19 protein-coding genes are annotated in these 18655 nt (G+C 66.3%); 12 read left to right on the forward strand and 7 right to left on the reverse strand.

Annotated elements, in window-relative coordinates; genetic code table 11:
• Positions 1–64: 64 nt before the first annotated feature.
• Positions 65–916, reverse strand: a complete 852-nt coding sequence (locus IHV84_RS13395) for a M48 family metallopeptidase (RefSeq protein WP_198847212.1) — start codon at positions 914–916, stop codon at positions 65–67.
• Between the two features lie 32 nt (positions 917–948).
• On the opposite strand from IHV84_RS13395, the gene IHV84_RS13400 reads away from it, so the two are divergent.
• The 3 genes from IHV84_RS13400 (at position 949) to IHV84_RS13410 (ending at position 4487) form a co-directional block, all read left to right on the forward strand.
• A complete protein-coding gene (locus IHV84_RS13400; RefSeq protein ID WP_198847213.1) occupies positions 949–2322 on the forward strand; it encodes an MFS transporter in 1374 nt (457 codons plus the stop codon).
• A 155-nt stretch (positions 2323–2477) separates the two neighbouring features.
• Positions 2478–3197: a response regulator transcription factor gene (locus IHV84_RS13405; protein WP_044395320.1), complete on the forward strand. Its 720-nt coding sequence runs from the start codon at positions 2478–2480 to the stop codon at positions 3195–3197.
• 3 nt (positions 3198–3200) lie between these two features.
• On the forward strand, positions 3201–4487 hold the full coding sequence (locus IHV84_RS13410) for an ATP-binding protein (protein ID WP_198847214.1): 1287 nt from the start codon (positions 3201–3203) through the stop codon (positions 4485–4487).
• A gap of 16 nt (positions 4488–4503) precedes the next feature.
• Here IHV84_RS13410 and IHV84_RS13415 read toward each other — a convergent pair whose 3' ends face one another.
• Positions 4504–5748, reverse strand: coding sequence for a YbfB/YjiJ family MFS transporter (locus IHV84_RS13415; protein ID WP_198847215.1), 1245 nt, complete (start codon positions 5746–5748; stop codon positions 4504–4506).
• A 102-nt stretch (positions 5749–5850) separates the two neighbouring features.
• On the opposite strand from IHV84_RS13415, the gene IHV84_RS13420 reads away from it, so the two are divergent.
• Genes IHV84_RS13420 through IHV84_RS13445 form a run of 6 tightly spaced genes read left to right on the forward strand, consistent with a single transcriptional unit; the run spans position 5851 to position 11696 of the window.
• A complete protein-coding gene (locus tag IHV84_RS13420; protein WP_198847216.1) occupies positions 5851–6741 on the forward strand; it encodes a LysR family transcriptional regulator in 891 nt (296 codons plus the stop codon).
• Positions 6742–6772: 31 nt separating this feature from the next.
• Complete coding sequence (locus IHV84_RS13425; RefSeq protein ID WP_233100006.1) at positions 6773–7840, forward strand: nitronate monooxygenase; 1068 nt, start codon at positions 6773–6775, stop codon at positions 7838–7840.
• Between the two features lie 54 nt (positions 7841–7894).
• Positions 7895–8863 carry a hypothetical protein gene (locus IHV84_RS13430; protein WP_198847218.1) on the forward strand — a complete coding sequence of 323 codons (969 nt, stop codon included), beginning with the start codon at positions 7895–7897 and terminating at the stop codon, positions 8861–8863.
• A 52-nt stretch (positions 8864–8915) separates the two neighbouring features.
• Positions 8916–10178: an O-antigen ligase gene (locus tag IHV84_RS13435; RefSeq protein WP_198847219.1), complete on the forward strand. Its 1263-nt coding sequence runs from the start codon at positions 8916–8918 to the stop codon at positions 10176–10178.
• 37 nt (positions 10179–10215) lie between these two features.
• Positions 10216–10947, forward strand: a complete 732-nt coding sequence (locus tag IHV84_RS13440; protein ID WP_233100007.1) for a hypothetical protein — start codon at positions 10216–10218, stop codon at positions 10945–10947.
• A gap of 8 nt (positions 10948–10955) precedes the next feature.
• Complete coding sequence (locus IHV84_RS13445) at positions 10956–11696, forward strand: glycosyltransferase family 25 protein (protein WP_198847221.1); 741 nt, start codon at positions 10956–10958, stop codon at positions 11694–11696.
• Here the strand turns inward: IHV84_RS13445 and IHV84_RS13450 are convergent, their stop codons facing one another.
• The 5 genes from IHV84_RS13450 to radA all read right to left on the reverse strand — a co-directional run bounded on the left by IHV84_RS13450 (position 11697) and on the right by radA (position 15954).
• Entirely contained in the window at positions 11697–12794 is a 1098-nt protein-coding gene (locus IHV84_RS13450; RefSeq protein ID WP_198847222.1) for a glycosyltransferase, read from the reverse strand.
• A 34-nt stretch (positions 12795–12828) separates the two neighbouring features.
• Positions 12829–13035 (reverse strand): zinc-finger domain-containing protein, encoded by a 207-nt coding sequence (locus IHV84_RS13455; RefSeq protein WP_198847223.1) that lies wholly within the window; start codon positions 13033–13035, stop codon positions 12829–12831.
• 2 nt (positions 13036–13037) lie between these two features.
• Entirely contained in the window at positions 13038–13988 is a 951-nt protein-coding gene (locus IHV84_RS13460) for a branched-chain amino acid transaminase (protein ID WP_066695517.1), read from the reverse strand.
• A gap of 94 nt (positions 13989–14082) precedes the next feature.
• The gene (locus IHV84_RS13465) at positions 14083–14490 is read right to left on the reverse strand and encodes a glycerate kinase (protein ID WP_066782467.1); all 408 of its coding nucleotides are present in this window, start codon (positions 14488–14490) and stop codon (positions 14083–14085) included.
• 81 nt (positions 14491–14571) lie between these two features.
• On the reverse strand, positions 14572–15954 hold the full coding sequence (gene radA, locus IHV84_RS13470; protein WP_066695518.1) for a DNA repair protein RadA: 1383 nt from the start codon (positions 15952–15954) through the stop codon (positions 14572–14574).
• A gap of 116 nt (positions 15955–16070) precedes the next feature.
• Between radA and hpaI the strand changes: the two genes are divergently transcribed.
• The 3 genes from hpaI to IHV84_RS13485 all read left to right on the forward strand — a co-directional run bounded on the left by hpaI (position 16071) and on the right by IHV84_RS13485 (position 18620).
• Entirely contained in the window at positions 16071–16901 is an 831-nt protein-coding gene (gene hpaI, locus IHV84_RS13475) for a 4-hydroxy-2-oxoheptanedioate aldolase (protein WP_198847256.1), read from the forward strand.
• A gap of 59 nt (positions 16902–16960) precedes the next feature.
• Entirely contained in the window at positions 16961–17938 is a 978-nt protein-coding gene (locus IHV84_RS13480) for a 2-dehydropantoate 2-reductase (protein ID WP_198847257.1), read from the forward strand.
• A gap of 73 nt (positions 17939–18011) precedes the next feature.
• A complete protein-coding gene (locus IHV84_RS13485) occupies positions 18012–18620 on the forward strand; it encodes a glutathione S-transferase family protein (protein WP_198847224.1) in 609 nt (202 codons plus the stop codon).
• Positions 18621–18655: the final 35 nt, after the last annotated feature.

The raw sequence follows: 18655 nt of genomic DNA on the forward strand, positions 1-18655 counted from the left end.
TCCACTGTGGCACTTTCGATGCCGTTTAGGGTGGGGGCGTCCATCCCATTGGTTCTAAACCGCCTCAGCCCGCCTTGCGCGCCGCCTGGTACAGGCCCTGCACCTTGGGCACGTTTTGCTGCAACTCGCGGATGCGGTCGGGCCCCGAGGGGTGGGTGGACAAAAACGCGAGTCCCGCCTGCTGGCTGCCCGAGGCCTTGCCCATCTTCTGCCACAGGCTCACCGAAGCATCGGGCTGGTAGCCTGCACGGGCGGCCAGTTCCAGCCCCACCAGGTCGGCATCGGTTTCATCGGATCGGCTGAACTTGAGCGTGAGCAGCTGCGCGCCCAGGCTGGCCGCCGCGTTGCCCAGGTCGCCCAAACCCAGCAGCTGTGCGCCCAAGCGCACGCCCAGGTTGGTGGCCTGCGTTTTGGCCAGCCGTTCGCGGGCATGCTCGCGCAGGGCGTGGGCCATTTCGTGGCCCATGATCATGGCGGCTTCGTCGTCGGTGAGCTTCAGTTTGTCGAGGATGCCGGTGTAGAAGGCGATCTTGCCGCCGGGCATGCAAAAGGCGTTGATCTGCTGGCTACCAATCAGGTTCACCTCCCAGCGCCACTGGCCAGCGCGCTCGTTCCAGGGGGCGGTGAACGGGATGAGCCGCTTGGCAATGGCGTGCAGGCGCTGTAGCTGCGGGTGCTCGGGTGGCGCCAGGGCGCGCTGGGCGCGGGCCTGGTCCAGCATCTGCTGGTATTGCTGAGCGGCCGAGCGCTCCAGTGTCTCGGCAGGCACCAGCTTGCGCAGGGGCGAGGCCGAACCCACCTCCACCTGGGCCAGCGCGGGCGCTACAGCGGCGCTGCCAGCCGCCAGCAAAAAGCCACGGCGCGCGGACCATGGCGATGAAGGCGCAACAGAAGGAGGGGGGCACAAAAAGCACATGCAGGAATAATAGACAAAAACCCGCATTCACCATGTCAGACGCGTCCCACCCAGCCTCCCCTTCGGCCTCCACCCCGCCTCCTGTCACCCCCCGCCCCAGCTGGCTGCAAACGCTGCGCGTGTACCTGGAGCCCGCCAGCCTGCGCATGCTGGCGCTGGGGTTTTCTGCGGGGCTGCCCTTGCTGCTGGTGCTGGGCACGCTGAGCTTTCGCCTGCGCGAGGCGGGTATTGACCGCAGCACTATTGGCTACCTGAGCTGGGTGGGCCTGGCCTATGGCTTCAAGTGGGTGTGGGCGCCGCTGGTGGACCGGCTGCCGATTCCGCTGCTCACGCGCTGGCTGGGGCGGCGGCGCAGCTGGCTGCTGCTGTCGCAGTGCCTGGTGGTGGCCGGGCTGGTGGGCATGGCCGTGAGTGACCCGCGCGACGCGCTGGGCCCCATCGTGTGGTGCGCGCTGGCGGTGGCCTTTGGCTCGGCCACGCAAGACATTGCGCTCGATGCGTTTCGCATCGAATCAGCCGACGCGAATCACCAGGCCGCACTGGCCGCGTCGTACCAGACAGGCTACCGGCTGGCCATGATCTGGGCGGGTGCCGGGGTGCTGTGGATTGCCGACCGCTCGGAAGTGCTGCCCGCGCTGGGCCAGGCCGCCAGCTACCAGAACGCCGCCTGGATGATGGCCTACTTGGTGATGGCCGTGTCGATGGTGGTGGGCATGGTGACGGTGCTGTTTTCGAACGAGCCCGCCCAGGTGCAACTGCCCCCGGCCAAGAACCTGGCCGTGTGGCTGAAAGGTGCGGTGGTGGAGCCGTTTACCGACTTTCTGCGCCGCTACGGCTGGCACGCCGCGCTCATCCTGGCGCTGATTGCCGTGTACCGCATCAGCGATGTGGTGATGGGCATCATGGCCAACCCGTTTTATGTGGACATGGGCTACACCAAGGCTGAGGTGGCCACCGTCACCAAGATCTACGGCGTGGTGATGACGCTGCTGGGCGCGTTTGTGGGCGGGGTGCTGTCGATGCGCTTTGGCGTGATGCGCATCCTGATGCTGGGCGCGCTGCTGAGCGCGGGCAGCAACCTGCTGTTTGCCTGGCTGGCCGGGCACGGGCACGACGTGACGGCGCTGATCGCCGTGGTGTCGGCCGACAACCTGGCCGGGGGCGTGGCGTCGGCCGCGTTCATTGCCTACCTCTCCAGCCTGACAAACGTGAGCTATTCGGCCACGCAGTACGCGCTGTTCAGCTCCATGATGCTGCTGCTGCCCAAGTTTGTGGCCGGTTTTTCGGGCGACTACGTGAATGCCTTTGGCTACGCGCAGTTCTTTACCTCCACCGCCTTGCTGGGCGTGCCGGTGCTGCTGCTGGTGTGGCTGGCATCCAAGGTCAAAACAGCCTCTAGCGCTTGATATACAAGCGCAAGCAGCTATATTTTGTATAGCAATTATCACAACACCAGAGCCCGGCTTTTACGGCAGCTTTACACAAGCGACAAGCGCACTGCACGCCCCCAGGGCACGATCGGGCGAACTGGCACCCCACCGCACCTACTAGACACCACACCATGAGCTCGCAACTGCTGATGATCGAAGACGACACCCGCCTCGCAGAGATGGTGGGTGAATACCTGGGCCAGTCGGGCCTGCATGTGACCCACCGGGCCGATGGCAAAAGCGGCCTCGCCCAGTTGCAGGGCCCCGAGGCTGGCCCCCTGCCCGACCTGGTCATCCTGGACCTGATGCTGCCCGACATGGACGGCCTGGAGGTGTGCCGCCGCATCCGCTCGCTGCAAGGCCCCGCAGCGCAGGTGCCGGTGCTGATGCTCACCGCCAAGGGCGATCCCATGGATCGCATCATCGGCCTGGAGCTGGGCGCTGACGACTACCTGCCCAAGCCGTTTGAACCGCGCGAGCTGCTGGCGCGCATCCGCGCCATCCTGCGCCGGCGCACGGATGGCGGCACCCCCGCCGCCACGCCCGCGCTGCGCTTTGGCTCGCTGGAGATTGACCGCGACGCCCGCACCGTCACCGTGGGCGGGCAGGTGGCCGACCTCACCTCGTACCAGTTCGACCTGCTGGTCACGCTGGCCGAGCGCGCGGGCCGCGTGCTGACGCGCGACCAGATCATGGAGGCCGTGCGCGGCCGCGAGCTGGATGCGTTTGACCGCTCCATCGACGTGCACATGGGCCGCATTCGCGCCGCCATCGAGGCAGATGCCAAGAACCCGCGCCGCATCCTCACCGTGCGTGGTGTGGGCTATGTGTTTGCCAAACAGCAAGACTGAGCCGTGAAACTCTCCAACCCCTTCGCCCGGCGCCTGTCCCTGCGCATCTGGCTGACCGTGGTGGTCGGCATGGCGGTGCTGACGCTGGCCGTGGGCTGGGCCTGGCGTGTGGCGGTGGAGGAAAACAGCCTGAACCAGCCCACCGCGCCCGGGCGCGAGATGGTGCTGCGCGGCCCCGACGGCCAGGCCGTGGTGCGCGGCTATGCGCTGCGCGAACCGGGGCCGCCGGGCGAAGGCATCAACTTTCGCATCCAGACCGACACGGGCGAAAAGTACACCATGGAGCTGGGGCCCAAGCCCCCGCGCGAAGACCGTCGGGAAGAGCGCCGCGGCGAGCGCCGGGGCCACGGCATGCAGCCGCCCGGAGGCCCTCCCGGTGGCGGGCCCGACCGCACCGTAGCCTTCTGGCTGCGCCCGCCCTTTGGCTTTGTGTGGATGCTGGGCATCATGGGCGTGGCGGTCGCCCTGGGCGTGTACCCTGTCATCCGGCGGCTGACGCTGCGGCTGGAAGCGCTGCAGCGCAGCGTGAAGAAGTTTGGCGAAGGCGACCTGTCGGTGCGCGTGCCCGACACCGGGCAGGACGAAGTGGCCGACCTGGCACGCCAGTTCAACGCGTCGGCCGAGCGGATCGAAACGCTGGTGAAGTCACACAAGTCCCTGCTGGCCAATGCCTCGCACGAGCTGCGCTCGCCCCTCACCCGCATCCGCATGGGGCTGGAGCTGATGGGTGGGCAGACGCCCTCGCCCACCTTCCGCGCTGAAATCCTGCGCAACATTGCCGAGCTGGACCAGCTGGTGGATGAAATCCTGCTGGCCAGCCGCCTGGACGCCCGCGAGGCCGATGTGGGCACCGTGGAAGACGTGGATCTGATCGGCCTGGCCGCCGAAGAATGCGCCCGCGTGGACGCGGACCTGGACGTGAGCGCCGTGCCCGAAGGGCTGGAAGTGCGCGGCATCTCCAAACTGCTGCGCCGCGCCATTCGCAACCTGCTGGAAAACGCGCGCCGCTACAGCACGGGCAAAATCACCGTGCAGGTGCTGCGCAGCGGCGCCCTGGCTGAAGTGCGCGTGTGCGACCGCGGTCCGGGCGTGCCGCTGGACCAGCGCGAGCGCATCTTTGAGCCCTTTTACCGCCTGCCCGGCGCCAGCGAACGCTCGGGCGGCGTGGGCCTGGGGCTGGCGCTGGTGCGGTCCATCGCCGGGCGACACAACGGCAGCGTGCATTGCGAGGACCACGCCGGTGGCGGTGCCTGCTTTGTGCTGCGCCTGCCATTGGCGCTGACGAAATAAAGCCCGCCCCACAAACTCAACGGGGCCGCAAAGGCCAACGCCACACCATCACCGCGTACAGCGCCGCTCCCAGCACCAGGGCCGCCGCAGCCGCCACCAGCCCCTGGGTGAAGCCCTGGCTGGGCGTGGCGGCGCGGTGCAGCGTCCAGGCCACCATGGGGGGGCCGATGATCTGGCCCAGACCGTAAGCGGCGGTGAGCAGCCCGGTGAAGCTGTCCTCCGCCGAAGGCCACACCCGGCGCGCCTCTTGCAAGCCAAAGAACGTGATGGCGGTGAATGGCAGGCCCAGCAACCAGCTGCCCAGCGCAAACCCTGCCACGCCGGGCCACACCAGGCTCAGACCAATCGCAGCGGCCTGCAGCAGATAGGCCACCAGCAGCAGCCAACGCCGGTCCCACGCCACCGGCGCGCGGGTGGACAGGGCGGCCCCCATGGCCACGCCCATGCCAAACAGAGGCCAGAACAAGTCGGGCCACACCGAGCCAGCAGGCAAGGCAGCACGCGCAATCACCGGCAAAAACGTGGCGGTGACGATGTAGCCCAGCCCCGCCAAACCATAGGCCAGCGTGAGCACGCCGCGCGCTGCGGGCCCCAGGCCGGGGGGGTTGGCTACGGGTGCGGAGCTGGCTGCAGCAGCCGCCTGCGGCAACCCCTGCACCACCGGCCACACCAGCGCACACAGCGCCACGCACAGCAGGCCAAACACCGCCCAGCCCGCCGCAGCAGGCCAATGCCAGGCCACCATGGCGCTGGCCGACAAGCCCGTGAGCGCAATGCCCAGGCCCGGCCCGCTGAAAATCAGCCCGCCCAGCGCGGGCTGCCCCAGCGCCACCAGGCGCAACATGCACCAGGCGGCAATATTGAGCAGCACCACCGCACTGGCCACCCCGGCACCGAACCGCAATGCCGCCCAGGCCCATGGCAAGGGCAACGCCATGGCCAGCGTGAGCAGCACCGTGGCCGCCAGCCCCCAGCGGGCCAGGCGTGCCGGGTGCCAGCGCTGGCGTGCTTTGGGCGCTACCCAGGGCAGCGCCATGCAAGCCAAAGCCCCCAGCAGGTAGCCCACATAGTTGGCCGTGGCCAGCCAGCTGCCGTCCACCAGGGTGATCACGCCATCGCTCAGCATCATGGGCAGCAGCGGCGTGAAGGCAAACCGGCCAATGCCCATGGCCGCCGCCAACGCGGCCATGCCCGCCAGGGCGACCACGTAGGGGCGGTCAGACAGGGCGCGTGGGGCCGGAGGCGGGGAGGGGTTCGGCATGAAAAAGAGCTCCACGAAGGCAGAGGGAATGCGGGATGTCTCGCTTATTATTCTCCAAAGAGATATATTTTTAGAAAACCATCTTTCAAAAAGAACGTTTGGATGGATTTCACCGCACTCGAAATCTTCAAAGCCGTGGCGGCCGAAGGCAGCGTGACCCGCGCGGCAGAGCAATTGGGCCGCGTGCAGTCCAACGTGACCACGCGGATTCAGCAGCTGGAAGAGCAGCTGGGCACGCCGCTGTTCTTGCGCCAAGGGCGGCGCATGGTGCTCACACCGGCCGGCGAATCCCTGCGCGGCTACGCCGACCGCCTGCTGGCCCTGGCCGAAGAGGCCCGCCAGGCCGTGCGCCCGCAGCAGCCGGGTGGGCGCCTGCGCCTGGGCGCCATGGAAAGCACGGCCGCTGCGCGCCTGCCCCAGCCCCTGGCGCTACTGCATGCCCGGTGGCCCGACGTGGTGCTGGACTTGTCCACCGGACCCTCCCGACAACTGGTGGAGCAAGTCGCCGCCCACACGCTTGATGCCGCCCTGGTCGCCTGGCCACCACCTGGGCTGGAAACCGATACGCCGGTGGAACGCACCCCGGTGTTTCAAGAATCGCTGCTGCTGGCCCTGCCCGCGCACCACCCACCGGTGCAAAGCCCCGCCGATTTGCAACTGCACACACTGGCCGCCTTCACACGCGGCTGCACCTACCGCCATATCGGCGAAGCATGGATGCAAGGCGCCCGCGGCACAGCGCCCCACGTGCTGGAGCTGGCGTCGTACCACGCCATCATCGCCTGCGTGGCGGCGGGGCGCTGCGCGGGTGTGGTTCCCCAGGCCTTGTGGGACTTGATGCGCGAGCCCCCGGCCCTGCGCCTCGTGCCCCTGCAGAGCTGCGACACGGTGCTGGTGCGCCGCCGCGGCTACCAGTCGCCCGCGCTGGATGCGCTGCTGGCCGCACTGCAAGGCACACAACAGCCCTCTTCCGCCTGGATTTCATCGCCCTGATCCCGCCTCTACCCTTCAAAAGAGCCTGCCCATGACCTCTTCACTTCTCCAGCGCCTTGGCATTGCATTGCCCATCATCCAGGGCCCCATGACGGGCTCGGACACCCCCGCCCTGGCTGCTGCCGTGTCGGCCGCAGGTGGGCTGGGCATGCTGGGCTGCGGCATGCGCTCGCCCGCCGCCATGGCCGAGGCCGCTGCCGCCGTGCGCCAGCAAACCGACCGGCCCTTTGGCATGAACCTGTTTGTGCAAGCCACGCCCAACCCCGACGAGGCCACCGTGCAAGCGGCGATGGAACGCCTGGCGCCGCTGTACGCCGAGCTGGGCCTGCAGCCCCAGCGCCCCACGCAATGGTGCGAAGACTTTGCCGCCCAGTTCGAGGTGCTGGTGGCCCTGCGCCCGGCGGTGGCAAGCTTCACCTTCGGCATCTTGGACACCGCCCAGGTGGCCCGCCTGCATGCGGTCGGCTGCCTGGTCGTGGGCACGGCCACCACTGTGGCCGAAGCGCGCGCCTGGGCCCAAGTGGGGGCCGATGTCGTGTGCGCCAGCGGCACCGAAGCTGGGGGCCACCGGGGCACGTTCCTGGGCGATTTCACGGCAAGCCAGGTAGGCACCCTGGCGCTGGTGCCGCAGTGCGTGGACGCCGTAGACATCCCGGTGATTGCCGCGGGCGGCATCATGGACGGCCGGGGCATTGCAGCTGCACAGGCGCTGGGCGCGCAGGCCGTGCAGATGGGCACGGCCTTTCTGGCGTGCCCGGAATCCGGCATCGGTACCGCGTACCGGCAGGCCCTGGCCCAGGCCCAAGACACCGACACGCGGCTCACCCGCGTTTTCTCGGGCCGCCCGGCGCGCGGCATTGTCAACGCGATGATGGAGGCCCTGGCCGCCGAGGAAGACCGCGTGCCCGCCTACCCCGTGCAAAACGCGCTGACAGGCGCCCTCCGCCGCGCGGCGGCTGCGCAGGGGCGCACCAGCCACCTATCGCTGTGGGCAGGGCAAGGGGTGGGGGCCGTGCGGGCCCTGCCAGCAGGTGAGCTGGTGGCGGTGCTGGCCGATGAGTGGCGTGCAGCCTGCGGGCGCCTGGCTGCGGCGGCGTAACCGTCGGACTAGGAGGGGCGGCTCCCTACAATCGGGCCGCACCGCCAGCCCTCCATGCCCCACATCATTGCCAACCCCTTCACGCTGACAGAGTTCCTGCTCGACAGCCTGCCCCCCGAAGAGCGCGCGGGCGTCCTGGTCCACCCCAAACGCATCAAAGGGGTCGGGTACTCGCTGCTGAAGGCGCTGGACGCCTGGTGCCCGTTTCGCCTGCCGGGGTTTCGACCCTTCCCTGCCGCATACCTGCGGGCACTGGAAGCCATTCCGGCGCAGGCGCCGGTGCTGATCTTCGGCATCGAGAACATCAAGGACCTGCGCATCCTGCGCAAATACTTGCGTACGCGGCGCATTGCGCTGTTCACCTGGAACCCGGTGATTGACTACCAGCAGAACCACCAGGTGCGGCAGCTGCACATACAGCAGCTCAAGGGGCTGGGGTTCCACATTTTTACGTTCGACCCCGGCGACGCACAGCGGTACGGCCTCACGCTCACGCAGCAGGTGTACCGCTCGGTGGAATCTTTTCGCCAGGAGGTCCCGGCCGAATGGGACATTTACTTTCTGGGGCAGGACAAGAACCGCTTCGATACGCTGCGCGCCTTGGCGCTGCAGTGGCAGCCGCTGGGTTTGCGCACCTGCATTCGCATGGTGCCCGAACCCGGCAGAAGCTACCCCGCCACGCCCGGCGTGGAAGTGCTGCCCCGCAGCATTGGCTACACCGACAACATCGACACGATCAACCGCTCACGCTGCCTGCTGGAAATCACCCAGGCCAACCAGAGCGGCCTGACCGTACGGTGCCTGGAAGCCCTGTTCTTCCACAAGAAGCTCATCACCAACAACACCAGCGTGTGTGCCCTGCCGTTCTACAGCCCAGAGCGCTTCTTCGTGCTGGGCAAGGATGACAATGCCCGGCTGCCCGCCTTCCTGAATGCGCCACTGCCCGCGCTGCCGCCGGGGGCGCTGGACCCATACGACTTTGCGAACTGGGTGCGGCAGTTTGACGACTTGTCCGAAGGCTGACGCTCACTGCTCAGTTGCTGCCTGAATCGCGTCCCTGACCTTTTACATACCCATGCCACCTAAATCCCGCGATATCTTGGCTTTGGCCATCACGTCACTGTTTTTCTTTTTCCCGATCAGTTTGGCAATGGCGAGCACTTTGATGGCGGTGATCACGGTGCTATGGCTGGCGACTGGAAGGTTCCGGGAGCGCTGGATTTTCGTGAGGGATAACCCCCTGACCTGGGCAGCGATGGCACTTTATGGACTCGTGATACTCGGGTCACTGTACTCGCCCGCCAACTGGCAAGACATCAGTCCACATCTGACTAAATACATCAAACTGCCATTCGCCATTTTGTTGATGTCTGCCATCACAACCGAGCGACTACAGCAGCGCTGTATGAATGCATTTGTTTTGGCGATGAGTTTTGTGCTGGCGTCCACGTGGCTCAATGTTTGGTGGGACCTTCCTTGGTCCAAAACACAAAATCAAGGATGGAATGTAAGCCACCATGTGTTTGGCGACTACATCACTCAAAACATCATGATGGCCTTTCTAGTGCTGATAGCCCTATATCGGATGCTCAGTACGCCCATGTCTTGGCGCAAAGGTGCTTGGGCCGCAATGGCAGCATTGGCCAGCGTGAGCATCACTCACCTTTCCGAGGGGCGAACGGGATACGTATTACTGTGCGTAGTTTTCGCAGTGTTCGCAGCAACCACGCTGAGAGGAAGCAAGCTGTGGATTGCCGCAACGTTGGGCACGGGGCTTGTGGTGGGGGTGCTGGCCAGTTCAGGTTTGGTGCGCGAGAGATTCATACTTGCCTACGAAGAAGTGCAGGGAATAGATCAGGAAAAGTACACATCTATCGGTAACAGGGTCTACCTATACAAAATCACTCCGCTACTTATCGCTGAAAAACCCATACTAGGCCACGGGACCGGGGCCTATCACTCAGAGATTTGCCGTTTTGTGGATATCCCGGAGGGATGCCATGGCTGGATTCATTGGCATCCTCACAACCAATTTCTGTACTTCGCTGCAGACCATGGTCTACTCGGATTGGCGGTTTATCTTTTCATGCTGGCAAGCATGGTTTGGCTGGCACGTAAAGCTGAAAACGACGAAGCCAGGGTTCTGTTGATAGGGTTGGCAGCGCTGCTTGCAGCAGACAGCATGACCAATTCCCCGCTGTGGAGTGCGAGAGAAAGTCACTTTTTCGTGTACATGATGGCACTACTCGCGGCCAGGGCCACTTTGCGCAGGCAATCAGCACATGAATCATCCACACCAGTTCAAGACCCATCAAAACCAACCCAACACCAGAGCTGATTGCACAGGGTGAATCACAATTCACACAGACAATTCAATGCCAATGACCATCCTGCCAACACCCACCGTTCACACCATGTACTGGGACAACATTCCCAGTGTCATCCTGCAAAAACAGCGCGAGGTTTTTGCCGCCCTGGACGTGCCGCTGCAGCAGGAATCCGCGCACCGAATCCCCCACGGCACCTGGATGAATGGCGTGGTGGAGCGCATGGACTCGGACGATATCGTCATCTTCTGTGACATCGACGCCTTCCCGCTCAAGCGCTCGGCGTACGACATGGCGGTGGCGCACGCCGAGCGCGGCGCCATCTTTGGCCTCTCGCAGTTTTCCAACCACAAGAAGACCACGCACACCTACGCCGGCCCCATGTTCATGGCGTTTCGCAAGCGGGTGTGGGAACAACTGGGCCGGCCAGACCTGAAATCTTCTTCCGCCTATGACGCGGCCGAGGGCATGTCAGCCCTGGCGCGCGAGCAAGGAGTGCCTCTGGTGCTGCACAAGCCCACGTCCACGCTGATTTCCAAATTTGCGCTGGGTAACGAGGGTGTGTTCGGCATTGGCACCTTTTATGGCGACAACGACTTCTTCCACCTGTTCGAGTCGCGCGAGCCCGCGTACGAGCAACTGCTGGTGGCGGTGGCCGATGACGCCATCGCCCAGCGCCCGTTGCAGTTTGCCCAGTACCTGGAAGCAGCCATTGCGCTGCAACAAGGCACGCCGCTGGTCAAGAAGAAGCGCCGCTGGTGGCGCCGCCTGCTGGGTTGAGCGCGCCTATGAGACTGCCCATCGTCTTCATCAACCTCGACCGCGATGCCGAGCGCCGCACCCGGCTGCTGGCCGAGCTGCAGCAGATCGACATGCCCAGCGAGCGCTTTCCTGCCGTGTGGTGGGCCGATGTGCCGCCAGAGCAGGCCAGCCGCTGGTACAGCGACGACCTGAACGCGCGCCAGTACTACAAGCCGCTGCGCAACGGCGAAAAGGGCTGCTACGCCAGCCACATTGGCGCATGGCACCAACTGCTGGCCAGCGATGCGCCCGCGCTGGTGGTGCTGGAAGACGATGTGCGCCTGACACCCCAGTTTGCCGACGTGGTGAAGGCCATCGCCGCACTGCAAGAGCCCTGGGACATGGTGAAACTGCTGGGCCGCGACCGGGAAAAGGTGCGCTCGCAGCGTCCCCTGGTGCCCGGCACCGCACTGGTGGATTACAGCCGCGTGCCCAGCATGACGGCGGGCTATGTGGTCAGCCGCGCCGGGGCCGCCAAGTTGCTGGCGCACCGCCAGCCTTTTGGCAGGCCGATTGATGTGGATCTGCGCTTCTGGTGGGAATGCGATCAGCTGCGCATTCTGGGCGTATCGCCCTCGGCCATTGCGCTGGACGACACCAGCGAGGTCAGCAGCATCTGGGACACCCGCGACACGCTCACCCCCGGCCAGCGCTGGCGCAAGTTCACGATGAAGCTGGCACTGACGCTGGGCAATGCGTGGCACCGCCGCCGCTTGCCCAAACTCTGATCAGGGAGAACCGTGGGTATGCACGCGCTCCAGCAATTGCTGGTAGCGGGTGTGCATCCTGGCCAGGCTGTACTCCTGCACCGCCTGCGCCCGCGCTGCCTGGCCCAGGCTTGCGGCACGGGCAGGGTCTGCCAGCAGGCCCGCCAGCGCTTGCGCCAAGGCTGGCGCATCGCCTTCGGGCACCAGCAGCCCCGTCTTGCCGGGTTGCATCACGCCGCGCACGCCCACCACGTCAGACGCCACGCAGGCGCAGCCTGCGGCCATGCCCTCGACCAGCGCCAGGGGCATGCCTTCGTAGTGGGTGGACAGCACAAAAATCTGGTGGCTCATCAGGCGCTGGGGCAGGTCTGACACCGGCCCCAGAAAATGCACCTGATCGGCCACCCCGCGCTGCTCGGCCAGCGCTTGCATGCGCTTTTGAAGACTCGCCTTGCCGCCGCCTGCCAGATACACCGGCGCAGTCACGCCCTGGGCCTTGAGCAAGGCTGTGGCTTCAATCAGCGTGGCGTGGTCTTTCTGGCGCGCAAAGCGCGCTGCCATGATGATGCCGGGCGCGCGCTGGACAAAAGGCAGCAAGGCGGTTTCGGGGAAACGTTCCAGGTCAATACCGTTGGGAATGGCCACGCAGCGCTCGGCCGGAAACCCACGCGCCACCAGTTGCTCGCGCACGCCTTCCGACACGCCCACGGTGGCCGCCGTGCGGTCGGCCAGCCACAGCGCCTGCTTCAGGCGCCACCGTGTGTAGCGCTCGCGGGAGTTGTGCTCCACATGCACCAGCCGGGGTACCTGGGCCAGCAGCCCGGCGTAGCGGCCCCACAGGTGCTCGCTGTAGCCATGGGCCACCAGAATGTCGGGGCGCCATTCCAGCGCCAGCGCCCGCAATGCCCACACGGTGGCAGCATGGGCCCAGCCGGGCACCACCCGCACGTCCAGGCCCTGGGCGCGAAGGGCTTCCACCTTGGCGGGCAGCGTAGTGCGGCGCTTGCGGCGCAGCACCAGCACCACGTCCATTCCCGCGCTGCGTGCCGCCAGGCACAGGTCTACCGCCACCTGGGTGGCGCCGGAGAACCCGCCGGTGACGAAGTGCATCACCCGCATGGCACCCCCGGCAGCACGCTGGGCAAGCCCAAGCTCAGTGCCCCGCGCGAACCACTTCGCCCGCCTTCAGGCGGTACACGGTGCCGCAGTAAGGGCACTTGCCTTCGCCGGTGTGGGCCACATCCAGGTACACCTTGGGATGGCTGTTCCACAGCTTCATGCCGGCCTTGGGATTGGGGCAGAACACGGCCCCTTGGGCGTTCAGGTCCTTGGCCAGAACTTCTACAACTGCTTGGGACATGATCAAACCTTGGTGAGCCAGTGGGCGTATTGGGGATTGCGGCCGTTGACGATGTCAAAGAACGCGGTCTGGATTTTTTCGGTGATGGGGCCACGGCTGCCCACGTAGTCGCCCTTGCCCAGCTCGATGCGATCCAGCTCGCGGATGGGGGTGACTTCGGCCGCCGTGCCGGTGAAAAAGGCTTCGTCGGCGATGTACACCTCGTCGCGCGTGATGCGCTTTTGCACGATCTCCAGACCCAGGTCCTTGGCGATGTGGAAGATGGTGTTGCGGGTGATGCCGTTGAGAGCGCCAGCCGACAGATCGGGCGTGTAGATCACGCCGTTCTTGACCACAAAGATGTTCTCGCCCGCGCCTTCGGACACGAAGCCGGAGCTGTCCAGCAGCAGCGCTTCGTCGTAGCCCTCGTCGGTGGCTTCCATGTTGGCCAGGATGGAGTTGGTGTAGTTGCTCACCGCCTTGGCCTGCGTCATGGTGATGTTGACGTGGTGGCGCGTGTAGCTGCTGGTCTTGACGCGGATACCGCGCTTCATGCCCTCTTCGCCCAGGTAAGCACCCCAGGCCCAGGCGGCCACCATCAGGTGGATGGTGTTGCCCTTGGGGCTGACGCCCAGCTTCTTGTCGCCTACCCAGGTCAGGGGGCGGATGTAGCCGGATTCGAGCTTGTTCTCGCGGATCACGGCCTTTTGCGCCTCGTTGACCTCTTCCTGGCTGAACGGGATCTTCATGCGCAGGATCTTCGCGCTGTTGAACAGGCGCTCAGTGTGCTCCTGCAAACGGAAGATCGCCGGGCCGTTGACGGTGTTGTAGGCACGCACGCCTTCAAAAGCGCCGCAGCCGTAGTGCAGCGTATGGGTCAGCACATGGATCTTGGCATCGCGCCAATCGACCATCTGGCCGTCCATCCAGATTTTGCCGTCGCGATCGGCCATCGAGGGAACTACGGGGCTCATGATTGTCCTTTGGGGTTGCTGTGGGTTGGCAAGCCCCGGATTTTACGAGGCTGCCGGGCTGGCGCGGGGCCGCCGCGCCAGATGGCGGGGCGGCTTACTCGGCCTCAGCCTCGGCCTGCGGGCGTTCCAGCGTCCACTTCTGCAAGCGGCCGTTCGCAAATTCGCAGGTCACGTGCGATTGGGTTCCGTCCGTCCAGCGGTACACCTCGGGCTGAGCGTTTTCCGCCGACAGGCGCTCGCCCAGCGACTGCGTCATGGCCATCACGTGCATCAGGTTCACGCCGGGTTTGAGCCGGGCATTGAGCATGACGGCGCTGCCCACATACCCCATGGGGCGGTTGGCAGCTTTTTTCATCACGTTCATGAGCCGCGTGAAATGCAGCAGCGCCCACATGACCAGGCCGCCCACCACGGCCGCCACGCCAGGCCAGCCAGCAGAGGCGTAGCCCACCAGCACCAGCCCGATGACCCCGGCGGGGACAAAAATATTGCGCAAATTCATGGGCGCCATTGTCGTATGGGCGGCGGCTGCGCGCACTGCGGAGAGTGCGTACGGCGGCGCACCCCCAGGCGGCGCAGCCTGTCAGCCGATGCCGCGCACCACGTTCATGGCTTCTTCCACCCGCTCCACCGCGTGAATGGTCAGTCCCTCGATGGGCTTTTTGGGCGCGTTGGCCTTGGGCACCACGGCCACGGAAAAGCCCAGCTTGGCAGCCTCCTTCAAGCGCTCCTGGCCGCGCGGCGCGGGGCGCACCTCACCAGCCAGCCCTACCTCGCCAAATGCCAGAAAGCCGCGCGGCAGCGCCTTGCCTCGCAGGCTGCTGGTGATGGACAACATCACCGCCAAATCGGCCGCTGGCTCGCTGATGCGCACACCGCCCACCGCGTTCACAAACACGTCTTGGTCCATGCAGGCCACACCGGCGTGGCGGTGCAGCACGGCCAGCAGCATGGCCAGGCGGTCCTTGTCCAGGCCCACCGACAGGCGCCGGGGGCTGGGCCCGCCGCTGTCCACCAGCGCCTGGATCTCGACCAGCAGGGGGCGCGTGCCCTCCAGCGTCACCATCACGCAGCTGCCGGGCACCGGCTCACTGTGCTGGCTCAGAAAAATGGCACTCGGGTTGCTCACGCCCTTGAGGCCCTTTTCGGTCATGGCGAACACGCCGATTTCGTTCACGGCGCCAAAGCGGTTCTTGATGGCGCGCACCAGCCGGAACTGGCTGTGCGTGTCGCCTTCAAAGTACAGCACCGTGTCCACCATGTGCTCCAGCACGCGCGGGCCCGCCAGCGCACCCTCCTTGGTCACATGGCCCACCAGAATCACGGCAATGCCCGTGCCCTTGGCCATGCGCGTGAGGTGCGCCGCGCATTCGCGCACCTGGGCGACCGAGCCCGGCGCGCTGGTGAGCTGGTCGGAATACGTGGTCTGGATGGAGTCGATGACGACCACGGCAGGCTGCGTGGCATCCACCGTCGCCAGAATTTTTTCGAGCTGAATTTCGGCCAGCAACTGCACCTGGCTGCCGTCAATGCCCAGTCGGCGCGAGCGCAGCGCCACCTGCGCGCCGCTTTCTTCGCCCGTCACGTACAGCGCGGGCAGGCCGGCACGTTGCAGGGCGTCCATGGCCTGCAGCAGCAAGGTGGATTTGCCAATGCCCGGGTCGCCGCCGATCAGCACCACGCCGCCTTCCACAATGCCACCGCCCAGCACGCGGTCCAGCTCGTCGATGCCGCTGGGGGTGCGGGCCACGTCCTGGGCCTCGATGGCGGCCAGCGGCAGGACGGGCTGCGCGTTGGCCAGGCCCGCGTAGCCTTGCGGCGCGCTCAGGCGGTTCTTGCCCGGCCCGGCCTCGGCCACCTGCTCGATCAGGGTGTTCCAGGCGCCGCAGGACGGGCATTTGCCCAGCCAGCGCGGGCTGGTGCCGCCGCATTCGGTACAGGTAAACGTGGTTTTGTCTTTGGCCATGGCGATAGGAAAGGGGCGCCCCCGATGCAAGGGCAGCCGACTATAGCGGCCACGCCAGCAAGCGCGCGCCACAGCCCGTACGATGGCTGTCTAGGCAAAGACCCATGGAGCGCAAATTGCAGACACCTACCAACCGTTTCAAACAGGCCATGGCCCAGCGGCAGGCACAGATTGGCCTGTGGCTCGGCCTGGCCGACGCCTACAGTGCAGAGATCCTGGCGGGCACCGGCTATGACTGGCTGCTGGTCGATGGCGAACACGCGCCCAACGACCTGCGCTCCATCCTGCACCAGCTGCAAGCCATTGCCAGCGCCACCAGCGCCCTGCCGCCGGGGGCGCAACCACCCCACCCCGTCGCACGGGTGCCAGTGGGGGACACCGCCCTCATCAAGCAGTTCCTGGACCTGGGCGTGCAGACCCTGCTGGTGCCCATGGTGGACACCGCCGAGCAAGCCCAGCAGCTGGTGCGCGCCACGCGCTATGCGCCCGAGGGCGTGCGCGGCATGGGCAGCGCGCTGGCCCGCTCGTCGCGCTGGCAGGCGTACCCGCAGTACGTGCACGAGGCCAACCAGCAGATCTGCCTGCTGGTGCAGGCCGAGACGGTAGAAGCCATGAACAACCTGGACGCCATTGCCGCCACGCCCGGCGTGGACGGCGTGTTCATCGGCCCGGCGGACCTGTCGGCATCGATGGGCCACCCGGGCAACCCGGGGCACCCCGAGGTGCAGGCGGCCATCCACGACGGCATTGCGCGCATCCTGCGCGCGGGCAAGGCGCCGGGCATTCTGGCCACCACCGAATCGCAGGCACGCCAGTGGCTGGCGGCCGGCGCGCTGTTTGTGGCCGTGGGCGTGGACACCATGCTGCTGGCCAGCGCTGCGCAGGATTTGCTGGCGCGCTTTCGCACGGAAGCCACCACCCCGGCGGTGCGACCACTGGGCTACTGACACCGCTGCACGTTCACCCCCTGCTCCACCACTCCCCGGACCACAACGACTCTATGACGATGAAAGCATGTATCTACGGCGCAGGTGCGATTGGCGGCTGGCTGGGCGTGGCCCTGGCGCAGGCGGGCCACCCGGTCAGCCTGGTGGCGCGCAGGGAGACATTGCGCGCCCTGCAGACGCAGGGCCTGCGCATGCGGCGCACCGACGGCACGCTGGCGCAGGTGCCCGTCACCGCCCACAGCGATCCGGCCGCCATGGGCGTGCAAGACCTGGTGGTCATCGCCGTGAAGGCCCCCGGCCTGCCGGACGTGGCACGCGCCATTGCGCCGCTGCTGGGCCCGCACACCGTTGTGCTCACCGCCATGAATGGCGTGCCGTGGTGGTTCCTTGACGGTGTGGGCGGCGCGGCGCAGGGTCGCGCGCTTGAATCGGTGGACGCGGGGGGCGTGATTGCCCAGGCCATTCCCGCACGCAGCGTGCTGGGCGGCGTGGTGCATGCCAGTTGCTCGCTGGAAGCGCCGGGCTTTGTGCGCCACCACTTTGGCGACCGGCTCATCCTGGGCGAGCCCGATGGCAGCCGCAGCGCACGCCTGCTGGCCCTGGCAGACAGCCTGCAGCGCGGCGGTATCCAGGCCGAGGTGTCGGGCTGCATTCAGAAAGACATCTGGTTCAAGCTGTGGGGCAACCTGACCATGAACCCCATCAGCGCCCTGACCGGCGCCACCACCGACCGCATCCTGAACGACGACCTGGTGCGGGGCTTCGCCAGCGCCGTGATGCTGGAAGCCAAGGCCATCGGCAGCCAGCTGGGCCTGCCGATTGACCAGCAGCCCGAAGACCGCCACGCCGTTACGCGCAAGCTGGGCGCGTTCAAGACCTCGATGCTGCAGGACGTGGAGGCGAGCAAGCCCCTGGAGATTGACGCCCTGGTGGGCGCAGTGCGCGAGCTGGGCCAGATCACCAGCACCCCCACGCCCCACACCGATGCCCTGCTGGGGCTGGTGCGGCTGATGGCTCGCACCCGCGGGCTGTATTGATTCCTTTAACCAAAATAGCCTCTAGCGCTTGTCTATCAAGCGCAAGCAGCTATCAACTTAATAGCAAACTACCATGCTCACGTTGTACTACACCCCTGGCACCTGTGCGCTGGCCGTGCGCATCGCCTTGGAAGAGGCCGCTGCCCCGCACCATCTGGTGCGCGTGGACTTTGCGGCAGGCCAGCAGCGCACGCCAGAGTACCTGGCCATCAACCCCAAGGGGCGGGTGCCCGCGCTGGCCACGCCACAGGGCACGCTGACCGAAACGCCCGCCCTGCTGGCCTACGTGGCGCAAGCCTTCCCGCAAGCCGGGCTGGCCCCTGCCGACCCTTACGGCTTTGCGCGGCTGCAGGAGTTTCACAGCTACCTCGCCTCCACCGTGCACGTGGCCCACGCCCACCGCCCCCGCGCCAGCCGCTGGGCCGACGAGCCCGAGGCCCAGGCCGCCATGCAGCGCAAGGTGCCGCAGAACATGACCGACTGCTTTCAGCTCATCGAAACCCACTACCTCAGCGAAGGCCCGTGGGTGCTGGGCGACCAGTATTCGGTGGCCGATGGCTACCTGTTCACCGTGGCCAGCTGGCTGCAGAGCGACGGGGTGGACATTGCCCTCTTCCCCAAGGTGCACGCGCACACCCAGCGCATGTTGCAGCGCCCCGCCGTGCAGCGCGCACTGGCCTGACGCCCCTGCGGGCACAAAAAAGCCCCGGTGCTTTG

It is taken from the genome of Acidovorax sp. IB03 (assembly GCF_016406015.1).
Taxonomy (GTDB): Bacteria; Pseudomonadota; Gammaproteobacteria; order Burkholderiales; family Burkholderiaceae_C; genus Acidovorax; species Acidovorax temperans.

What these genes read in the sequence shown, in the direction of transcription:
- IHV84_RS13395 (WP_198847212.1), bottom strand. Translation starts at nt 916, where the DNA reads ATGTGCTTTTTGTGCCCCCCTCCTTCTGTTGCGCCTTCATCGCCATGG.
- IHV84_RS13400 (WP_198847213.1), top strand. Translation starts at nt 949, where the DNA reads ATGTCAGACGCGTCCCACCCAGCCTCCCCTTCGGCCTCCACCCCGCCT.
- IHV84_RS13405 (WP_044395320.1), top strand. Translation starts at nt 2,478, where the DNA reads ATGAGCTCGCAACTGCTGATGATCGAAGACGACACCCGCCTCGCAGAG.
- IHV84_RS13415 (WP_198847215.1), bottom strand. Translation starts at nt 5,748, where the DNA reads ATGCCGAACCCCTCCCCGCCTCCGGCCCCACGCGCCCTGTCTGACCGC.
- IHV84_RS13420 (WP_198847216.1), top strand. Translation starts at nt 5,851, where the DNA reads ATGGATTTCACCGCACTCGAAATCTTCAAAGCCGTGGCGGCCGAAGGC.
- IHV84_RS13425 (WP_233100006.1), top strand. Translation starts at nt 6,773, where the DNA reads ATGACCTCTTCACTTCTCCAGCGCCTTGGCATTGCATTGCCCATCATC.
- IHV84_RS13430 (WP_198847218.1), top strand. Translation starts at nt 7,895, where the DNA reads ATGCCCCACATCATTGCCAACCCCTTCACGCTGACAGAGTTCCTGCTC.
- IHV84_RS13435 (WP_198847219.1), top strand. Translation starts at nt 8,916, where the DNA reads ATGCCACCTAAATCCCGCGATATCTTGGCTTTGGCCATCACGTCACTG.
- IHV84_RS13440 (WP_233100007.1), top strand. Translation starts at nt 10,216, where the DNA reads ATGCCAATGACCATCCTGCCAACACCCACCGTTCACACCATGTACTGG.
- IHV84_RS13445 (WP_198847221.1), top strand. Translation starts at nt 10,956, where the DNA reads ATGAGACTGCCCATCGTCTTCATCAACCTCGACCGCGATGCCGAGCGC.
- IHV84_RS13450 (WP_198847222.1), bottom strand. Translation starts at nt 12,794, where the DNA reads ATGCGGGTGATGCACTTCGTCACCGGCGGGTTCTCCGGCGCCACCCAG.
- IHV84_RS13455 (WP_198847223.1), bottom strand. Translation starts at nt 13,035, where the DNA reads ATGTCCCAAGCAGTTGTAGAAGTTCTGGCCAAGGACCTGAACGCCCAA.
- IHV84_RS13460 (WP_066695517.1), bottom strand. Translation starts at nt 13,988, where the DNA reads ATGAGCCCCGTAGTTCCCTCGATGGCCGATCGCGACGGCAAAATCTGG.
- IHV84_RS13465 (WP_066782467.1), bottom strand. Translation starts at nt 14,490, where the DNA reads ATGAATTTGCGCAATATTTTTGTCCCCGCCGGGGTCATCGGGCTGGTG.
- radA (WP_066695518.1), bottom strand. Translation starts at nt 15,954, where the DNA reads ATGGCCAAAGACAAAACCACGTTTACCTGTACCGAATGCGGCGGCACC.
- IHV84_RS13480 (WP_198847257.1), top strand. Translation starts at nt 16,961, where the DNA reads ATGAAAGCATGTATCTACGGCGCAGGTGCGATTGGCGGCTGGCTGGGC.
- IHV84_RS13485 (WP_198847224.1), top strand. Translation starts at nt 18,012, where the DNA reads ATGCTCACGTTGTACTACACCCCTGGCACCTGTGCGCTGGCCGTGCGC.